Source organism: Mitsuaria sp. PDC51 (genome assembly GCF_900113225.1).
Taxonomy (GTDB): Bacteria; Pseudomonadota; Gammaproteobacteria; order Burkholderiales; family Burkholderiaceae_C; genus Roseateles.
In genome coordinates this window covers 1172305-1187642 of record NZ_FOZE01000001.1, presented here as the reverse complement: position 1 = coordinate 1187642, position 15338 = coordinate 1172305, and the positions used below count along the sequence as shown (strand labels likewise).

Here is a 15338-nt window from a genome sequence, read left to right as displayed (position 1 = left end):
TCCATGCGAAAGCAGGTAACAGCAAGACATAGAGTGCCAGTAATTTCGATGGGCGCTCGGCGCCATCCACATCACGAAGTCAATAGACAACCGGCCAAGAAACTGCATTGAGGCGTCGTGCAAGCTCGGCGCCGTACTGCGGTTCCACTTGGCTGGCGTAAGCCGCAAGTCCCAATAGGTGATTTCTTAGCCCGGCCACGGCAGAGAAGCCGCGGGCTTGAGCGTGGCGAACCGCGCCCACATCAGGCCTCTCAAGGTAGTACAGGTGCTGACGCATCTTGTTCTTGAACTCCCTGGTGAGCCTGGGCTCCTTGCCGTCGACAAGCAACCCGAGGACGACCTTCCGAGAGCGAGGTGGCACTACTTGAGTCTTCGCAAGGTTGGGCTGCAAACCGAATCTTCCTAAGCTTCGGTAGACCTTCTGAATGAGTTCGACTGCAATCTCCCGTCCGAAATCCCTTCGGGGTGTTGAGAACGTGAGGTCGTCGGCGTAGCGCGTGTAGGTCATGCCGTGAAGCTTTGCAACCTTCGTCAGCTCTTCATCGACATCTCGCATGACAAGATTCGCGAGCATCGGACTTGTGGGCGCCCCTTGAGGGAGGTGCCCGAACCTCACCACTGCGTACTTTCGTATCGCTGCGACATAGCGAGGCGCGCGCCTGGTCCACCGCGCGTTGGCGTACAGACGAGAGGCTGGCCCCACCCTTGTGCACAGCCGCGCCAGTTCCAGTGAGACCAGCGGCTGGTAGCCCAATCTGCGGAAGGCCTTGTAGACCGAGACTTCTGAAATTGACTCGAAGAATCTTCTTACGTCAAGCTTCACCAACCATCGACTACCGCAATGCGGTTCCACAGCTGCGAGAAGAGTAGAGCCGGGAGCGAACGCCGTGCTTGCAGAGTGTGGTCGACCCCAAGAGAGAACGTTGCGCGACAGCCACCTTTGGAGAAATGCCAGCTCCACATCCGGTACGCAAATCGTTCTGAACGCAGTGCAATTCGGAGCAACCGGGCGTTTCTTGATGCGAAACACCCTGTAGGGGTCCTCAATCTCTCGGCTGACCCAATCGCGGAGTTTGAGGTAGCTCGTGTCTGTGAGATGCGCGAGATGCCGCAGCGTCAGGATTGGCGGCAACGAAGGATGAGCTGCTACAACCGCCTCGCTAGCAGCGACCGCAGCATCAAGAATCGACTGCGCAACTCCTAGCTGCTGCGCTTGTCGAATATAGGGTTGAGGCTTCCAATCATCCATCTACTTTGACACCCTCTGGGTGAGGTCTCCCGCCGCAAGTAGAAGGCTACGCCACGTAACCTTGTGGCGGGAGGGCTTAGCCGTAAGCAGGAGCTGGTTCATAGAGCGGCAGTAGTCTGCGCCCGGTTGATGAGCCGATGCTCATCAATGGTGGCTGCGTCCTCTCGACGCGCACCGAATCTAGACTTTCAGACTGGATGCCTCAACGACTTCGGATAGTACGGCAATATCTTGACGGAGCGAGGCTGGAAATCGGCTTCTTGTATGGATTCCGTCCATTGCTTTCGCGCATGCTTCAGCTGGCCTGCTCCCGCGTCCGTCATGCGTCTCTGGGAGTCAATCCACCCGTACTCGCCAAGGAGCCGGCAGAGTCTCCTCACCTTCGATACGTCAAAGCCTGAACGCGTAGCCAGCACTCTGTCGTTTGCCCTCGGCGGTGAAGCCAACGCCGCCAGCATCTGCAGCACCTCCCAGGCCGAAAGTTCCGACTTGACGACCCTCGAGCGAGCCAGCCGTTGCTGCCCGAGCTTCTCCAGTCGTCTCAGCACCCTCTCTGGGGTAAGCGCTTGCCCAAACGCATCGCTTCCTAACGATGCTGTAACTCGCGACGGAAACAGGGGTGTCCAGGGTCTCGATGCACTTCGGGATGCCTTGTGGAGAAATGATGGAGAAGTGTTCGGAGCCCCGTGGGCAAAGACAATCAGCGTTCCCAAAGAGCCAAACCCCAGCGGATTACCAGTACCGCCTCCCCATGGCGGCGCCTTCCCGTCGCCGTACACCGCGGGCGCATAGGCCTCGCACAGCCTCTTCATCTGCAGAGCCTTTCCTATGGAGAACTCCGTGTCGATGGTCGGCGCAGGGTGCACATGGGTGACGCGTGCCTTCGTTGAATGCGCGTCTATGAGGCGCTCGCCTTTTTCCGTACTGGCATAGGCAACGACGCCGAACTTGAGAAGCTCGCCTGACCACCAACTGCGAACAGAGCGAACTCGCCAAGCGGCCTCAAGGTAACTTCGGATGCGGTAGCCGCTCCCGACAAGGTCGGTGACGACCCAGAACTCTTTGACCTTCGCCTTCCGAATGCGCTCCGGTCCAGGGTGGTCGAGAAACTTCTTCGGATGCTCCTTGACGAGCTGAGAGATGAGTTGAGCGACGAGTCCCTCGCTCCCCACGGAGGCGTCATAGGCCTTGGTGGACTTCACAGGGGGTGGACCCATCGCGCCTATCGCTCTCTTGCGCCTTCCTGTTGTCTCCTTGAAGAGCCGATGCGGGATTCCAAGGCGACTACCCAGCTCGCGTTCGGCATAGAGGGCAACCGTCCCATGGACCGCCTCCGCCCGTTCCAAGATATGCGCTCGCAATCCGTCTGCAAACTCATCTCGCGAGACCAAGCGTAGCGCTCGAAGCAGTTCCGTAGCCAAAGCCTTATCCCCGAGCGGGAACTGCCCCAGCCACTGCTGTGCGCTCTCAGTCGTCTCGACTGCATTAGGGGCTTTCATAGCTGCCATATGCTAGGGAGAATTTTGGGAGTAGAGCATCTCACTGTCGACGAGTCCTGGTGCTTGGAAGCCACTGTGGCCCGGATGGGATTTGTAGATGGCCAGCCTTGCACATGCGCGTAGTAGCGACCAACTCTGGAGACCGTTATGTCAAAGTCTTCTCCCGCTCCAAGCCAAGGTAGCGTCCGGTAGCCATCTCCCGCAGGCTCATCTCCCGGTCGGTCTTCGAGCCATCCAGGGCCTGGAGGGAACTGGCCCAGCACGACGGGTCAGCCGCCTGGTGGTGGACGAGGAAACGCTCCACCAGGTTCGAAGAGGTAGCACTGGCGCGTTGCGCGCCGCGCCTACTCTTCGTCAGCCTCGCCCTCTTCGTCCCTAGCCTTTGCAATCGCAACACGCTGCAGTTCAAGTTCCTCGAATCGCTTATGGTGCCGGGCCAAATAGCTCGCGCGGCTAGCACATGGCTTGAACTTGAGCTTCCCGAAGGGCCCCAGCAAGGCCATAACTTCGGAAGGAACGCTTTTGGCGAACTTCACGCTTCCGGTTCGACTGAACGTAAGCAGATGCTTGTCAAACAGCGCATCCAAGTTGGCGGACAACAGCAATCCATTGAGCGGGTCCCGCCGCTCCTCTGCATTCGCCTCACGCCAAGGGACGATGTGGGATGCACGCAGCGCTGCGCGCAAGTTCATTCCAGAGGACGGACAGGTCCAGTTGAACTCCTTCCCAAGAGCCGCCCGGAACGTGCCTTGTCCAAGGCGCACCTTGATGAGTGCGTCCTTATCGGTGGCTGAGAGATTGGACTTTTCAATCTCGGCGATGTCGCGTGCTATGTCATCCTCGGCACCAAGCCCGAGAGCTCCGTCTACCCATTGGGCGGACTGCTTCATCACCTTCAGCGTTGCCTCTGTTCCGACAATTCGGTAGTAGCGCCTAACGTCCTTCCCTTCCGCGCGAATCGAGAACTGTGATTCGTCTAGATGATGAATCCTCATAAAATCCTCCGCCCCGTACTCCTTAGGCTCAGCGAAGCGGAGGCGCCCGGCACCGTCCAACGAGTTGAACCGATAGAGGCATCCGTAGCCGTGGTCCCAAAGGTCTGAGTGCATTTGCCCCACGTACACCCCGTCCCACAAGACGCGGATAAGATTCCGCTTTCTATTTGGGTTGGAGCTGGGGAGTGCAACGATGTCGAAGCCAGCAGCTCGGAGAGATGCACGCGTTCTCTCTGCGAAATCGTTGAGCTTTGGACCCGAATAGTTCTTGATTTCGGCCATGTGAATGTGAGGGACAACTTGGCGAGGTAGCTTGCCACGTACCGGCGAGCCCCAGTCGTGTCAGCGGTATGACAGAGGTCAGCGGAAGACTTCGCCAGTTGCCGCGTTCAGGTACACCCGATTCTGCTTGGTCATGCCGCCGCAGTAGGTGAAGTACACGGGCTTGTTTGGGAAGTTCGTGGACTTGGACCAGCCGCCCACTTCCTTGAAGTCCTGCACCGAGCACTGCTTACGCTGGATGAGTTCCTGCGAAGCCTTGATGAACGCCTTTCGGTATCGGGCGAAATCGTCCGAGCCTGTGAGCAGCTTAGCAATCTCAGGCTCATCAGACTTGGCCACCTCGTCAGCAGGCCGCGCCGCCGAAAGGTCCTTCACCGCAACCCAGCGCGCCACCTGCCCAGGAACGCCTTCCACTTGGCCGTCGTAGTACTTCGTGACGCGGGCCCATTGCCCCTTGACCTCAAGAACTTCCACCGCTTGGCGCGTGCGCAGCACGTTTGTGGATTTCGCGTTGGCGGCGGGGGCTAGGCGCTCATCCGTCTTTTCGACAGAAACGTAGTACGTCCCCGGTCCTTTGACCTGGCCGATGGCCGCGCTGGACGCCACCACCGCGGCGAGGAAGATGCAAGTAGTCAGGATGCGCATGCGCCGATTCTGGCGACGTCTTTGCAGATGCGCGCCACCCCATGTCGGGGGAGGCTGACCCAGCGCCACCTCCTCAACTCTTGACCAGAGAAGGGGTCAGGTATTGCCAGCAATCAATCCACGCTGACTGACAGATTGCGAAGATATGCCCGTGAGCATTTCGTCCATCCGTTGTGCATCCGACTTGTCGTAGAACTCCGCCGGCGGCGCGACGAGAAGAGCCTTCGCCTCATCGATGGAGCCCTGGAGCCAAGTTGTCCAGTGCGCCGGCTCAATGTGGGCCGACCCTCGCTTGTCCTGCTTCTCTGGCGGAAGGACCTCGCCGGTGACACGGTCCTTCTCCGGTCGATGCAGCCGGTTGAGCAACGGGTGGTCGTCGACGTTGAATGTCAACATGGCGTAATTGTTCACCAGCTCGCCGGACTCGGGGTCAGTCCATTCGGACCAGATTCCCCCCACCATCCACGGCAGCTCGTCAGCGCGACGTAGCTGCCACCAAACGCATTTGCCAGTCTGCCAGTTTGGCTCTTGCAACCGCAGAGCGGGAATCAGACAACGTCGGCCGCCGCGCCACGCATCTTTGAACGCGGGAGAGCTGGCAACGGTCTCTACCCTCGCATTGTTTTTCAGCATCGACTCACGCCGAGGCTGGCCGCCGGGCTTCTTCGACGGGTACTCCTTGTACTCAACACGCTCACGCTGCCCAGCCCGAATCATCCCCCACTGACCGAGGCGACCGGTCAGGCCGCCATCACCGGCCGGGATGAGGAACATGCCTGTATCGAAAGGGCCCACGATTGGCCTGGGCGGCTCCTCAGGCAGCCAGAGTTTCCCGATGTGCCGCCGGACGTAGATTTCGAAGTCGTCCCGCGGACTCATGTGGTAAAGGTTGCACATCTGTCGCGCTCCGCTCTCAAGGCGAGTTTCTTAGGCTGCCAAGGAAGGCCGCCGGGTCCACGGCGTAGCGCCACGCCGCAGAACGCTTCAAGGCGTCCAGCACGGATGCCGGGGTTGGTTGGAGAACCTCATGGAGTTCAGCGCTGAACAGGCTGCAGTCCAGCGCTGAAGCAAGCTTGCAGGTATCACGAACGAACCCGTCGGTTTCCGAGGCTCGAGCGTCGAAGCGAGCATGAATCTCACAGCCCCCGTCATCGAGCACGAGCAGGTCCACGCGATTCCCGACCTCACTTCCAAAAACGAACCATCGGTCAAGCATTTCGTCTCCTACGCCAAACAGCAGAGGAAGCAGGTGCTCTGCGGCCTCGCGTGTGGAAGCCGGCAGCGGTTCATCAAGAGCTTGCCGATAGAGCTGCACATCGAACTGCCAAGTCGCCATGGCACTCTCCTGCGGGCGGCGAGATTGGCCGCGTTATCCGGGTCCAGAGGATACGGCGCTCCCGCCGTTCGTGGAGGCGTGGCCTAGGCCAAGAGTCGTGGGCGATAAACTGGGCAGCATGCAGGCCTTGGTAGATTCCGCAGCCGACGAAGCGCGGCAACAGATTGGTGAGCGGATTGCTCGGTCGCTGCTCGACGTCGACCACTTCGTTTCGCTGCTGGCGCAAGAACTCGCCAGGTCCAAAGCGGCGGTGGTTCGCGAGCTCGTCCGAGACCTCGTCGCTCAGGTGCAAGCGCTGCGCCTGGCCATCAGCATGGACCGTACGGGTGAACACCTGCTGGGCCCGGCTCAGGACCTCAAGGCGACGTCGAGCCAACTTCGCCTCATCTGCACGAAGTCGCGCATCAGCGAGGGTTCGAAGTTGGCCATCGAGCTCGTCGCGAAGTTGCTGCCGCAGCTGCTTCGCGACCTCCACGAATGGGACGCCGCTCCCAGCGCTCCAGCGGGCGACATCAGTCAGCCGTGACGCCGAGGGCCTCTATGGCCTCCAGCAGCTTCATCACTTCGCGGCGTCCGTTCGACTCCTTCGGTTCGGAGGCAGGGACTGGCGGAGGCATCGGCCAGGCCCACAAAGTCTGGCGAAACGATGTTCGCCGCTTGCGGTCCCACTCATCCTCTTCACCGCTCACGATGATGCCTCTTGCCTCGATGCGAACCAGTCGAGCACTGAACATCTCGACCAGAGGCTGCAGAGAGCCTCCAACGGGCATCAGAAGGCACACGGTGCGTCCACGCCCATCCCGGCCCTGATAGCGGCTTGCATCGAGCCGTAAAAGCCCTTCCAAGGGCACGGCAGCACGCAGCACCGAGGGGTCGAGCTTCACCCCTCGGTGTCGAAGACGGAGTGCTCTGACCAACATCTTGCGAATACTGTATGTTTATACAGTACTATACCCGCATCGCGATTTCGGAACCAAGCCATGCTGCTCGATTTGAACGACCCTGCCTCAATCGTGCGTTGATACTCGGTTTACCCCGCGCGGCACGGAGCACTTCTGGCCGACTGGTGGTCGCGGCGACCGGAGTTCCGAAGCACCATCGAGCGAGCTCGTCAGCTCATCAAGTCCGACCCCAAGCTTCGGTCCGCGATGCGCCAAGCACGCGCCGCAGAAGCGTCCGAAGCAACTTGGGACGGCAACTATCGGCCGTCTCACGACGAAGTCTTCGCAGGTGAACTGGGGAACTGAGCGTGCTGGATGACGTATCGCCCCCTCATCAGCTACTAACCGATACCCGCGGAACCCTGCTGGAGTTCGAGTTCAGCTTGCGGTTTGAGCTCGAAGAATGCGATGGACTGCTGGATGTCGCCATGGAGCGACTTGACGCTACGGGGAGCACCAGCACTCTCCTCGGAGCAAGCATCAATGCGGTGCTTGAACTGCAGTTCGTTCGGCGAGCGGTCTCCGCCCAGGAGGCATTGACGGAGGCTACCGCGACCGTTGAAAAGGCCTTCCCGGGCGCCAGACTGGTGAGCATCTCACCCGCACCCGACACACCGGCGGCGTAGCCAGTTGGCGCTGGAGGCTGGACGACCGAGCCGCAGCGCGACGGAATGCGCTACCGACTTGCGCTTGGCTCCGCACGTTTCGGGGGTGAAGTCAGCCCGGTAGGCAAGGTAGGCTCCGCCCTATGCTGACCCCGAAAAAATACTGGCGCCTACCAGTCGACATCGATGACGAGTCCGTGCCGCGTTCCGCATTTACGCTGCCGTCGACTATCTCGGGCCAATCCCGCCCGCCAGCCGTTGGCGACGGTGTTGTACTTGCAGCGTATGACATCGAAAACTCTTCCGGCCTGTTCAGGTGGGTTGGTGTCGTGACGGGCATTGGTGTCGGCCCGGAGCGGATGGTGGACTGGCGACCTGCCAGCGAAGAAATCTACGTGGATACGGTTCCCGGCCGCGGCTACTGGCGTAAGGGAGCGTTCGGATTCGCGGACTCCAAGGTTGCTGGCTACGGACTCCACGAGGTATGGGCCCATCACTTTGGCCTGGAACTTAGGGACCACGCAAAGGTCGAACGTATGCCTCGCGCGCCGAGAAGCGTGGGCCCTACGCGCTCAGGCATCTCGAAGGAGCGGCTGGTTCCTGTAGAAATCATCGGGACACCGACGGTGGGACCAAAGGCTGGCGTTGTCTACGTACTGAAGTCCGCCTACGGCTACAAGGTGGGCCGGACTAACAATGTTCCTTCGCGCATGCGAGCCTTCGGTGTGCAACTTCCGTTCGCGTACTCCATTCCCTTCTGCATCTGGTTCAAGGACTGTCATGCGGCGGAACGAAGCTTTCATAGGCAGTTCTCGGACCGTCACATCAACGGCGAGTGGTTCGACCTCGGCGAAGACGATTTGTCCAACATGCGTAGCGGCCCGCGGGTCATGGCTTAGAGACAACGCTAGTCCAGCTCTTGGTTGAGCCCTTCGCTTGCACCTCGCGATGTCGGACCTTGCGGACCTCCGAAACGTGGTCCTCAGCGTGCCGCTTCGACGCGAGAAACAACACGCAGCGCTGCCCCGCAAGTTAAGAGTCGTGATGGGTTGTGAGTGCGAGCTCGTAAGGCGCGAGGTGCTCCGCCTCGTCCGCCAACGGACGGAACGCATTAGCGCAGATTCAAAGCGGCGGTCGCTCAAACATCAAGGCGTCGGCACTCGGACCGAGAACTCAGAAGATACAAGTGCGTCAAATCGAGAAGTATCGGCAGCGTTGTATCAATTCAGCTCCGCAGGATGGACCTGAGGTCGTGAATTGCGACGGAGAAATGCGTTTGAACGAAGTAGAACATCACAGCGAGTAAACATGGCGAGCATCGATTCTGTTCTATCCCCATTAGGCGAGGACCTGCCACTCCTCCACCTTTCAGAGATGGAGCACCTTAGAGAGGCGATGCTGACTAGGCGAGAGCGAGTCGTAGCCATATCCGGTGATAACGCCACCGGCAAAACCCTGCTGTGGCGGACGATGCTGGAGCGCCATCGCGAAGACCTCGTCGGAGGCGTTGAAGCCATCAGCTGTCGCCACACGCCGAGGAGCCTCCCCCGCATAGCTGGCGACACAGCACTGATAGTTCTCGACGACCTAGACAATGAAAGCATCGAGAGTTGGTTCGGCCCAATTGCGACCCTACTTCACCAGCATCCCGAGAAGCAGGTGCTGCTGGTCGGCTGCTACCCTGAGTTCTTCGAGCGATTCGGCCCGAGCACACACATCCGTATGGCGACGCTCGACGACCTTCACGTCCGACGCACCTTGTCAAAGCTGCTGTCAGGCGGTTCTACTGCAACTGAGTTGCGGCGCGCTGTCGATTACTGTCGAGGCGATATCAGACTGCTACGCGCACTTGTCAGGGAGCTCTCGGCCAACCCTGGCGACCTCCACGGCGCGCTTCAGACTATCTCCAGCGGCGTCGAGTACGCGCTGAGCAGCGGCGGCCTCCTACTCCCAGATAGGAAACGAGAGTGGCTCGAGTTCACGTCGCACATTCAAACAGTCAACGGCCAACTCCTTCGGTCGGTGCAAAAGAATCCGAACGCCATCTTCGACCTCACGTCTCGGCAGTTCGAAGAAGTCACAGGCGAGTTGTTGGAGAAGCTTGGATACAAGGTCGAACTCACTAAGGCAACCAGAGACGGCGGCAAGGACCTCATCCTGGCGAGCCATTCCAACGTTGGCCAGTTCGTCTACTACGTTGAGTGCAAGCGTTACGCCCCGGAGAGACCTGTCGGCGTCCACCTCGTCCGAGAGCTCGTGGGCGCAATCTATGCGGACAGAGTAACTGCCGGAATCATGGTCACCTCGTCCTACTTCTCGCCGGATGCCGTTAGCTACTCTCAGCAGCTTAAGCATCAACTTACTCTCGTGGACTTCCTGCGGTTGAAAGCTTGGCTCAAGGATGCACACTGACTCGCACCGGAACGGTCTGGAGGCCGGCATCTGCTCTCGAGGTGGAAGTCGCCATTCCAAGCCCGCTTGACGCCTTCAGCTACCAGGGCAAGGAAGTAGCCCCGCACGATGCTGCTCTGACCAAGCATCCGGTGTTTGGCCTCGGTGTGAGTAAGGGCCGCCCCCTCATCGGGGGGGGTTCACGTTTCGCATTCGCTCAACAATTTTCTTGTTTCACGTCTTTACACATCTCAAACACTCCTCGATGATGGCCCTCGCCAAACACAAGATTTCCTCCGCATGAACGGGGGCAAAAGAGGGAGGGCGCGTTGAGCGGAATCAACGGCGCGGCGGAGCTTCTGTCCGTCGCCAACAATCCAGACTACTCGGAGACCGGTGGTGGTCACGGCGCCAAGGGCGTTGACTTTCCGCGCTGGTGGGCGGTCTTCAGAATGATGGAGCTGGAAAAGGCCAACGAGCCGGACTTCCTGCTTCTCTTCGAATCAGTCCAAGACGTTGCGGAGCTCGATTCAGCTAGCGCGCCAACGCGGGCTAGGGTCTACCAAGTCAAGAAGAAGGACTCGGGCAGCTGGACTTGGGCGGTCCTAACTGGCACGGTCACTCCGAAGGACCCATCCGCGCCCCCAAAGAAACCGGCCAAGACTACAGCGGCGACGCCGAAAGCCCCTGACTTTTCGAAAGTCGCGGGCTCCGTGCTCGGAAAGCTCCATCTCAGTCTCAGTGCATTCACCGCGCTTCCCGTCGAAGGTGTATTCCTCTCTAACGCCGGTTGTGACCTTCCGCTCGCCGGCGGGGGCTCTGCGTCGACGACGATGCCCTGCTCCCTAACGGACTTGTCGCCCGACCACGTTCAGTTGCTGACAGACGCCTTCGCATCACTGGCGCCAGGCGGCCCACCGCCCGACCTGGCGCGCGTGAAGCTCCAGAAGGTCGCTATACATCCGGACAAGCTAGATGCGCCGGCCATTGCCGCAGCTCTGGAGCTGTTGATGGAGCGAAGCCCTTTACACGCCGGCCAGGCTAAGGCACTCGTTGAGTCGCTGGTGATGAAGATTTCGCCGTTGACCCGCGGTACCGACGCGTGCAAAACGTTCGAGGACCTCGTGAAGGAGCGAGGCTTCTCCAGGGGTGCGTTCATCGACGCGCTTGCGGCCCTGGAGACGGTGCCGGACCGAATGGCGCTGCTCAGCGACTTTCTGGGCCAGCTTCAGGCCGAGGGAATGCCGTTCATCACCATCGCTGCGATTCGCGTCGCAGCGGCACGGGTGCAGCAAGAGCGACTCACTGGAGGGACGGACGTTTCTCGGGAAATCGACGATTTCAGCGATGGATGGATAGCGGCGAACCCACCCACCCCGACATTGCGGCCCTACGTCGAGGCCGCGTTAACCGAGCTCAAGGTCAAGTTCAGCGCACATCGCGACCAGGACCTGATTGCTCGGTTCGTAATGAGAGCCATAACGAAATGCGTGGACCAGAACTAAGACTGCTCGTCCGAAGCCTGAGAACAAAAGACTATGCATCGCTTCCGATTCAAAAACATCTGGCTGCTCTCTCACCGAGAGAAGAAGGCGCGGCACGTGGAGTTTCATCCGAGCAAGAACTTGCTGGTGGGGAGGAACCACACGGGCAAGACGACGCTAATTCGGAGCCTGTTTGAAACGCTCGGCGCCACGCCGCAAGGAAAGCTCGAACAATGGGACGAGAACGCAGTTTCTCTGCTTGAGTTCGGCGTTGACGGGAAGAGCTACTTCGCGCTTCATCAAGATGGTCGACGTGCGCTCTTCGACGGGCAATTCAACCTCCTAATCTCCACTTCGAAGTTCGGAGAATGGTCTAAGCGCTTCTGCGAAGTCACGGACTTCAACTTGGTGTTCTCCGATAAGAAGCAGGCAGAAGTGGTCCCGGCCGACCCCGCCTGCTTCTTCGCCCCGTTCTACGTTAACCAGGACGGTAGCTGGCAGGCCGAATGGAACACATTCGGCGGCATGAAGCGTTTCAGCGCACCTTTCAAGCCCATCCTGGAGTACTTCACTGGGGTCTGCCCACCGGAGTACTACTCGGCAAGCGCTGAGAAGTCGCAGCACTCTAAGACGCTCGAGGAACATCGGCGTGAGTACAAGCTGCTCGAGCGCGCCATAGAGCGCTTCAGCAAATCCATCCCGTTGTCCGGCCCCAAAGTTGCCCCGGAGAACTTTGTCGCAGAGATTGAGCAGCTTACGCGGGAGGTCAATGAGCTCAACGTCCGGCAAGAAGGACTGAGGAGCACGGCCGTCCGTGAGCAGGAGCTCCTGAAGAGCCTTGACCATCAGATTCACCTCGCCGAAGGAGCCTTGGCTGCGTACGACAGCGACACAAAGTACCTTCTCAAGGAGGGTGCCGCACCGCTCATCTGCCCGACATGTCACGCGGAGCACGAGAAGCCATTCATCGACTTGCTCGAATTTGCTGAGGACGCCCGTGTTCTGCGGGAGCTAGCGGCACGACTTCGGGAGGATGCGGCAGAGGTCCGCAGACGCACGCACAAGGCGTTCTCTGAATTGAGTACGCTCAATGAGAACTATCTGCGCATCTCCCGCCTTCTGGATTCTCGCAAGGGCGAGCTGAAGTTTAAGGATGTGGTCGGTAGCCTCGGTGCCGAGTCCGCATTCGCGGCCTTCGAGGCGGAACGCAAACAGATACAGGCGGCCATCGACGCGGTGGTTCTTACGGTGGAAGCACTCGAGACAAAGATGGCAGAGCTTCGCTCAGTAAAGCGCACCAAGGCAATTTTGACGAAGTTCCGGGAGCACTACGTTGCAAGCCGCATCGCACTGCAACTGCACGCCGTACCGACCAAGACGCTCCAACTGGCCTCTCGCCCCTCCCTATCGGGAAGTGGCGGCCCAAGGTCCATCCTCGCCTATTACGCAGCCATCTGGCGGACGGTTCAAGGCGACCAGGGGAGCTACGACATTCCCATCGTCATTGACTCCCCCAACCAGCAGGCTCAGGACGACATTAACCTACCAGCCGTCCTGCAGTTCATCGCGAACGAGCTTCCCGCCGGAACACAACTCATCGTTGGTCTGGAGACTCCGACTGACTTTGTGTTCGACCGCGCGGAGACACTGACCGAGAAGTTCGGAATGCTTACCGAGGCGCATTGGGACGACACCAACGCTCTGGTGGAACCGCTGCTGTCCAAGATGTACGAGGCAACATTGGCCCAAAGCCGGAGTTGACCGAGAGCGGTGCCACGAGGTCCGGAGCCGAGGTCTGCGCGCTTGACGTCGCTACCTCGTAAATTTCCCCTTAGTCCATGCTTCGGGCGGACCGACGGACGATTCGCTAAGAGCTAAATCCGTCCGAGGGAGAGATATGAAAACAAGCAGCAGCGACAGTTTGCCCACTAGACCCAAGGGCAAGGCGACGAAGACTCCTCCGCTGCCGGTACCTGGACCGCTCGCTCGATTCATTCGACGAAGGACTCAGCCGCGTCCGGCCGACGCCACGGACAAGCGAGACTGGTTGTCCGGCCTCGTACCGATACTGGCCATCGCAGTCGCCGCGTTCATCTGGTGCGGGTGGGTTGCTTGGGGCGCGGCGTTTGTGCGAGGAAAGATGTTGTCTGAAGGCACAGCACCTGAGGCCGTTCCTGGCTCGGGAGCCCCCGCTGCGCCTGACGCCAAAGCGTATGTTGTAGAGATTCCCATGCCTAAGAATGGCGAGGCCGGCAAAGTGGCAAGCCAAAGCAGTGTCGCTATCCGTGTCGAACTGCCTGAGCTACCCAAGGCCCCAACGGAACCACCTTCGCGCTTGTCAGAGCTTGGACAGGCAGGTGACGCCTTCGGCGGGGCGAACGCTCTCTTCTCAGCCATCGCCGGTGCGCTGCTCATCTGGGCGGGCTGGCTGCAGCGACGGTCGTTGATAGAAGCAAGAAAGGTGAATGCTCGGCAGGCCTTCGAAACGACATTCTTCGAGTTGCTGACGTTGACGCGGGAGCTTGAGAGCCGCTTCAAGCGCGAGGTCAAAGAGCCCGCCTCCATCTTCGCAAGGCGGCCCCCTCTGAATCGGCGAACGAAGTACGTGCGAGACCGCTCCACGCGGTCCGAACGTCCGTTCCAAATGCCGCCCGAAGTGCGCGGCTCGGATGCTCTCTCAGCTTGGGCGGTAGCCCTCATGGAGTTCTCCGCGGCGAATGGCGCAGCAGTGCCCGAAGAGGACCGGCTGCGGTTGGTATCTACGTTCTTCCACAACTACATCTATCTGCCAAACTCCGGCAGCTTCGGGCCGTACTTCCGCACGCTCTATCAGACATTCAAGCTCATCGACCAATCGCCGATGTCGCGAATCGAGAAAGAGCGCTACGCAAAAATTGCGCGAGGGATGGTCAGTGAGGACGCGGTGCTTCTGTTGGCCGCTAACGCTGCGACGCCGGCGGGACATCGCTTCAAAGTCTATTTGCGCCGGTACGCACTGCTGGAACACATGAATCCGACCTACAAACGAGCGCTACGAGCGTCGCTTCTCAAGTACGTTGGCGCGTCGTCGTTCCTCCGCCATCCTGGGGCCATCCGGCCAGAGACATTGAACAAGTACACCGGCGCCCAAGCGTACTCAGAAGACCTACTACCGCTCACCGCCGGGCAACGGCTGTACTAGACGGCCAAGAACTTATCCGAGCGAGGACAGTCTGGGCGCCCGCCAATCGGCGCTACCTAGTTGATGCCCTACCAACAAGGTTCTGCGCAAGTCTCCAGCGAGACGTGAGCGACAAACCATGGTGCAACTACGCCGCTCGATATTGACTGCTGCCGCGGACAAGGTGGCCATCGCCTACGCCATGTTCCATCCTCGTCAGGGAGCTTTGAAACCCCAATCGACGCACACCTGGTCGATACGAGCGCGCCCGCGTGGAACAAGGTCCATCAAAGGGCATTGAGCCCAACGTACCCCATCAAGACAAGCAAGCATGGCGTCAGACAACTCGACATCGAGACTCCGCAGCGAGTACATGTCGAAGTGCTGATATCCAGCCACGGCCGCAACGAACGTTGCCGCGCGGCGGGCCTGCCCTGTGTCCGACCGCTCCGCCAGCGACAACAACAGCTCTAGCGCCTCCCTTGCTGGCTGTTGGGCAGCACGGGCACGCTCAGCCCACGCCAATTGCTCCGCCTCCCGCTCTCGGCGGCGCGCCTCGACCTGCTCAACGCTAGGTTCCTGGCGCTTCATGGGCGCCCGCGCCGGACTCAGCGGGTGCGGTTCATCACTGTCCTTCATGGTTCATCGGCCCTCTAGCCCCTCCTGAGTTCGCGACCACCTCGCCAGGCTCCGTATCGACGTAGTAGTCGCTACCCACAGCAACTGCACGAGCTAGAAGCGCGTTCGACAC

Annotated in this window: 14 protein-coding genes; 6 read left to right on the top strand and 8 right to left on the bottom strand. The window is 59.9% G+C overall.

The window, feature by feature from the left end:
• Positions 1 to 79: 79 nt before the first annotated feature.
• From BM393_RS05205 to BM393_RS25120, 6 genes are all read right to left on the bottom strand, one after another.
• A complete protein-coding gene (locus BM393_RS05205; protein ID WP_091723129.1) occupies positions 80 to 1249 on the bottom strand; it encodes a reverse transcriptase family protein in 1170 nt (389 codons plus the stop codon).
• Positions 1250 to 1437: 188 nt separating this feature from the next.
• Positions 1438 to 2748, bottom strand: a complete 1311-nt coding sequence (locus BM393_RS05200) for a hypothetical protein (protein WP_091723126.1) — start codon at positions 2746 to 2748, stop codon at positions 1438 to 1440.
• Positions 2749 to 3092: 344 nt separating this feature from the next.
• Positions 3093 to 4025: an HNH endonuclease gene (locus BM393_RS05195; protein WP_091723123.1), complete on the bottom strand. Its 933-nt coding sequence runs from the start codon at positions 4023 to 4025 to the stop codon at positions 3093 to 3095.
• 78 nt (positions 4026 to 4103) lie between these two features.
• Positions 4104 to 4670: a hypothetical protein gene (locus BM393_RS05190; protein WP_091723120.1), complete on the bottom strand. Its 567-nt coding sequence runs from the start codon at positions 4668 to 4670 to the stop codon at positions 4104 to 4106.
• 96 nt (positions 4671 to 4766) lie between these two features.
• Complete coding sequence (locus BM393_RS05185) at positions 4767 to 5444, bottom strand: SOS response-associated peptidase family protein (RefSeq protein ID WP_175538189.1); 678 nt, start codon at positions 5442 to 5444, stop codon at positions 4767 to 4769.
• 139 nt (positions 5445 to 5583) lie between these two features.
• Positions 5584 to 6006, bottom strand: coding sequence for a hypothetical protein (locus tag BM393_RS25120; RefSeq protein ID WP_141225231.1), 423 nt, complete (start codon positions 6004 to 6006; stop codon positions 5584 to 5586).
• 97 nt (positions 6007 to 6103) lie between these two features.
• Here BM393_RS25120 and BM393_RS05180 point away from each other — a divergent pair, with 97 nt between their 5' ends.
• Entirely contained in the window at positions 6104 to 6532 is a 429-nt protein-coding gene (locus tag BM393_RS05180) for a hypothetical protein (protein WP_141225230.1), read from the top strand.
• Here the strand turns inward: BM393_RS05180 and BM393_RS25115 are convergent.
• A complete protein-coding gene (locus BM393_RS25115) occupies positions 6519 to 6890 on the bottom strand; it encodes a hypothetical protein (RefSeq protein ID WP_141225229.1) in 372 nt (123 codons plus the stop codon). The genes BM393_RS05180 and BM393_RS25115 overlap by 14 nt on opposite strands.
• Before the next feature lie 805 nt (positions 6891 to 7695).
• Here BM393_RS25115 and BM393_RS05170 point away from each other — a divergent pair.
• The 5 genes from BM393_RS05170 (at position 7696) to BM393_RS05150 (ending at position 14608) form a co-directional block, all read left to right on the top strand.
• The gene (locus BM393_RS05170; RefSeq protein ID WP_091723110.1) at positions 7696 to 8451 is read left to right on the top strand and encodes a GIY-YIG nuclease family protein; all 756 of its coding nucleotides are present in this window, start codon (positions 7696 to 7698) and stop codon (positions 8449 to 8451) included.
• Positions 8452 to 8860: 409 nt separating this feature from the next.
• On the top strand, positions 8861 to 9964 hold the full coding sequence (locus BM393_RS05165) for a restriction endonuclease (protein WP_091723106.1): 1104 nt from the start codon (positions 8861 to 8863) through the stop codon (positions 9962 to 9964).
• 308 nt (positions 9965 to 10272) lie between these two features.
• The gene (locus BM393_RS05160) at positions 10273 to 11448 is read left to right on the top strand and encodes a dsDNA nuclease domain-containing protein (protein ID WP_091723103.1); all 1176 of its coding nucleotides are present in this window, start codon (positions 10273 to 10275) and stop codon (positions 11446 to 11448) included.
• Between the two features lie 33 nt (positions 11449 to 11481).
• On the top strand, positions 11482 to 13188 hold the full coding sequence (locus tag BM393_RS05155; RefSeq protein WP_091723101.1) for a hypothetical protein: 1707 nt from the start codon (positions 11482 to 11484) through the stop codon (positions 13186 to 13188).
• 469 nt (positions 13189 to 13657) lie between these two features.
• Positions 13658 to 14608 carry a putative phage abortive infection protein gene (locus BM393_RS05150; protein WP_175538188.1) on the top strand — a complete coding sequence of 317 codons (951 nt, stop codon included), beginning with the start codon at positions 13658 to 13660 and terminating at the stop codon, positions 14606 to 14608.
• A 195-nt stretch (positions 14609 to 14803) separates the two neighbouring features.
• On the opposite strand, the gene BM393_RS05145 is transcribed toward BM393_RS05150, so the two are convergent.
• Positions 14804 to 15226: a hypothetical protein gene (locus BM393_RS05145; RefSeq protein WP_141225228.1), complete on the bottom strand. Its 423-nt coding sequence runs from the start codon at positions 15224 to 15226 to the stop codon at positions 14804 to 14806.
• Between the last annotated feature and the right edge of the window lie 112 nt (positions 15227 to 15338).

What these genes read in the sequence shown, in the direction of transcription:
- BM393_RS05205 (WP_091723129.1), bottom strand. Translation starts at nt 1,249, where the DNA reads ATGGATGATTGGAAGCCTCAACCCTATATTCGACAAGCGCAGCAGCTA.
- BM393_RS05200 (WP_091723126.1), bottom strand. Translation starts at nt 2,748, where the DNA reads ATGAAAGCCCCTAATGCAGTCGAGACGACTGAGAGCGCACAGCAGTGG.
- BM393_RS05195 (WP_091723123.1), bottom strand. Translation starts at nt 4,025, where the DNA reads ATGGCCGAAATCAAGAACTATTCGGGTCCAAAGCTCAACGATTTCGCA.
- BM393_RS05190 (WP_091723120.1), bottom strand. Translation starts at nt 4,670, where the DNA reads ATGCGCATCCTGACTACTTGCATCTTCCTCGCCGCGGTGGTGGCGTCC.
- BM393_RS05185 (WP_175538189.1), bottom strand. Translation starts at nt 5,444, where the DNA reads ATGTTCCTCATCCCGGCCGGTGATGGCGGCCTGACCGGTCGCCTCGGT.
- BM393_RS25120 (WP_141225231.1), bottom strand. Translation starts at nt 6,006, where the DNA reads ATGGCGACTTGGCAGTTCGATGTGCAGCTCTATCGGCAAGCTCTTGAT.
- BM393_RS05170 (WP_091723110.1), top strand. Translation starts at nt 7,696, where the DNA reads ATGCTGACCCCGAAAAAATACTGGCGCCTACCAGTCGACATCGATGAC.
- BM393_RS05165 (WP_091723106.1), top strand. Translation starts at nt 8,861, where the DNA reads ATGGCGAGCATCGATTCTGTTCTATCCCCATTAGGCGAGGACCTGCCA.
- BM393_RS05155 (WP_091723101.1), top strand. Translation starts at nt 11,482, where the DNA reads ATGCATCGCTTCCGATTCAAAAACATCTGGCTGCTCTCTCACCGAGAG.
- BM393_RS05150 (WP_175538188.1), top strand. Translation starts at nt 13,658, where the DNA reads ATGCCTAAGAATGGCGAGGCCGGCAAAGTGGCAAGCCAAAGCAGTGTC.
- BM393_RS05145 (WP_141225228.1), bottom strand. Translation starts at nt 15,226, where the DNA reads ATGAAGGACAGTGATGAACCGCACCCGCTGAGTCCGGCGCGGGCGCCC.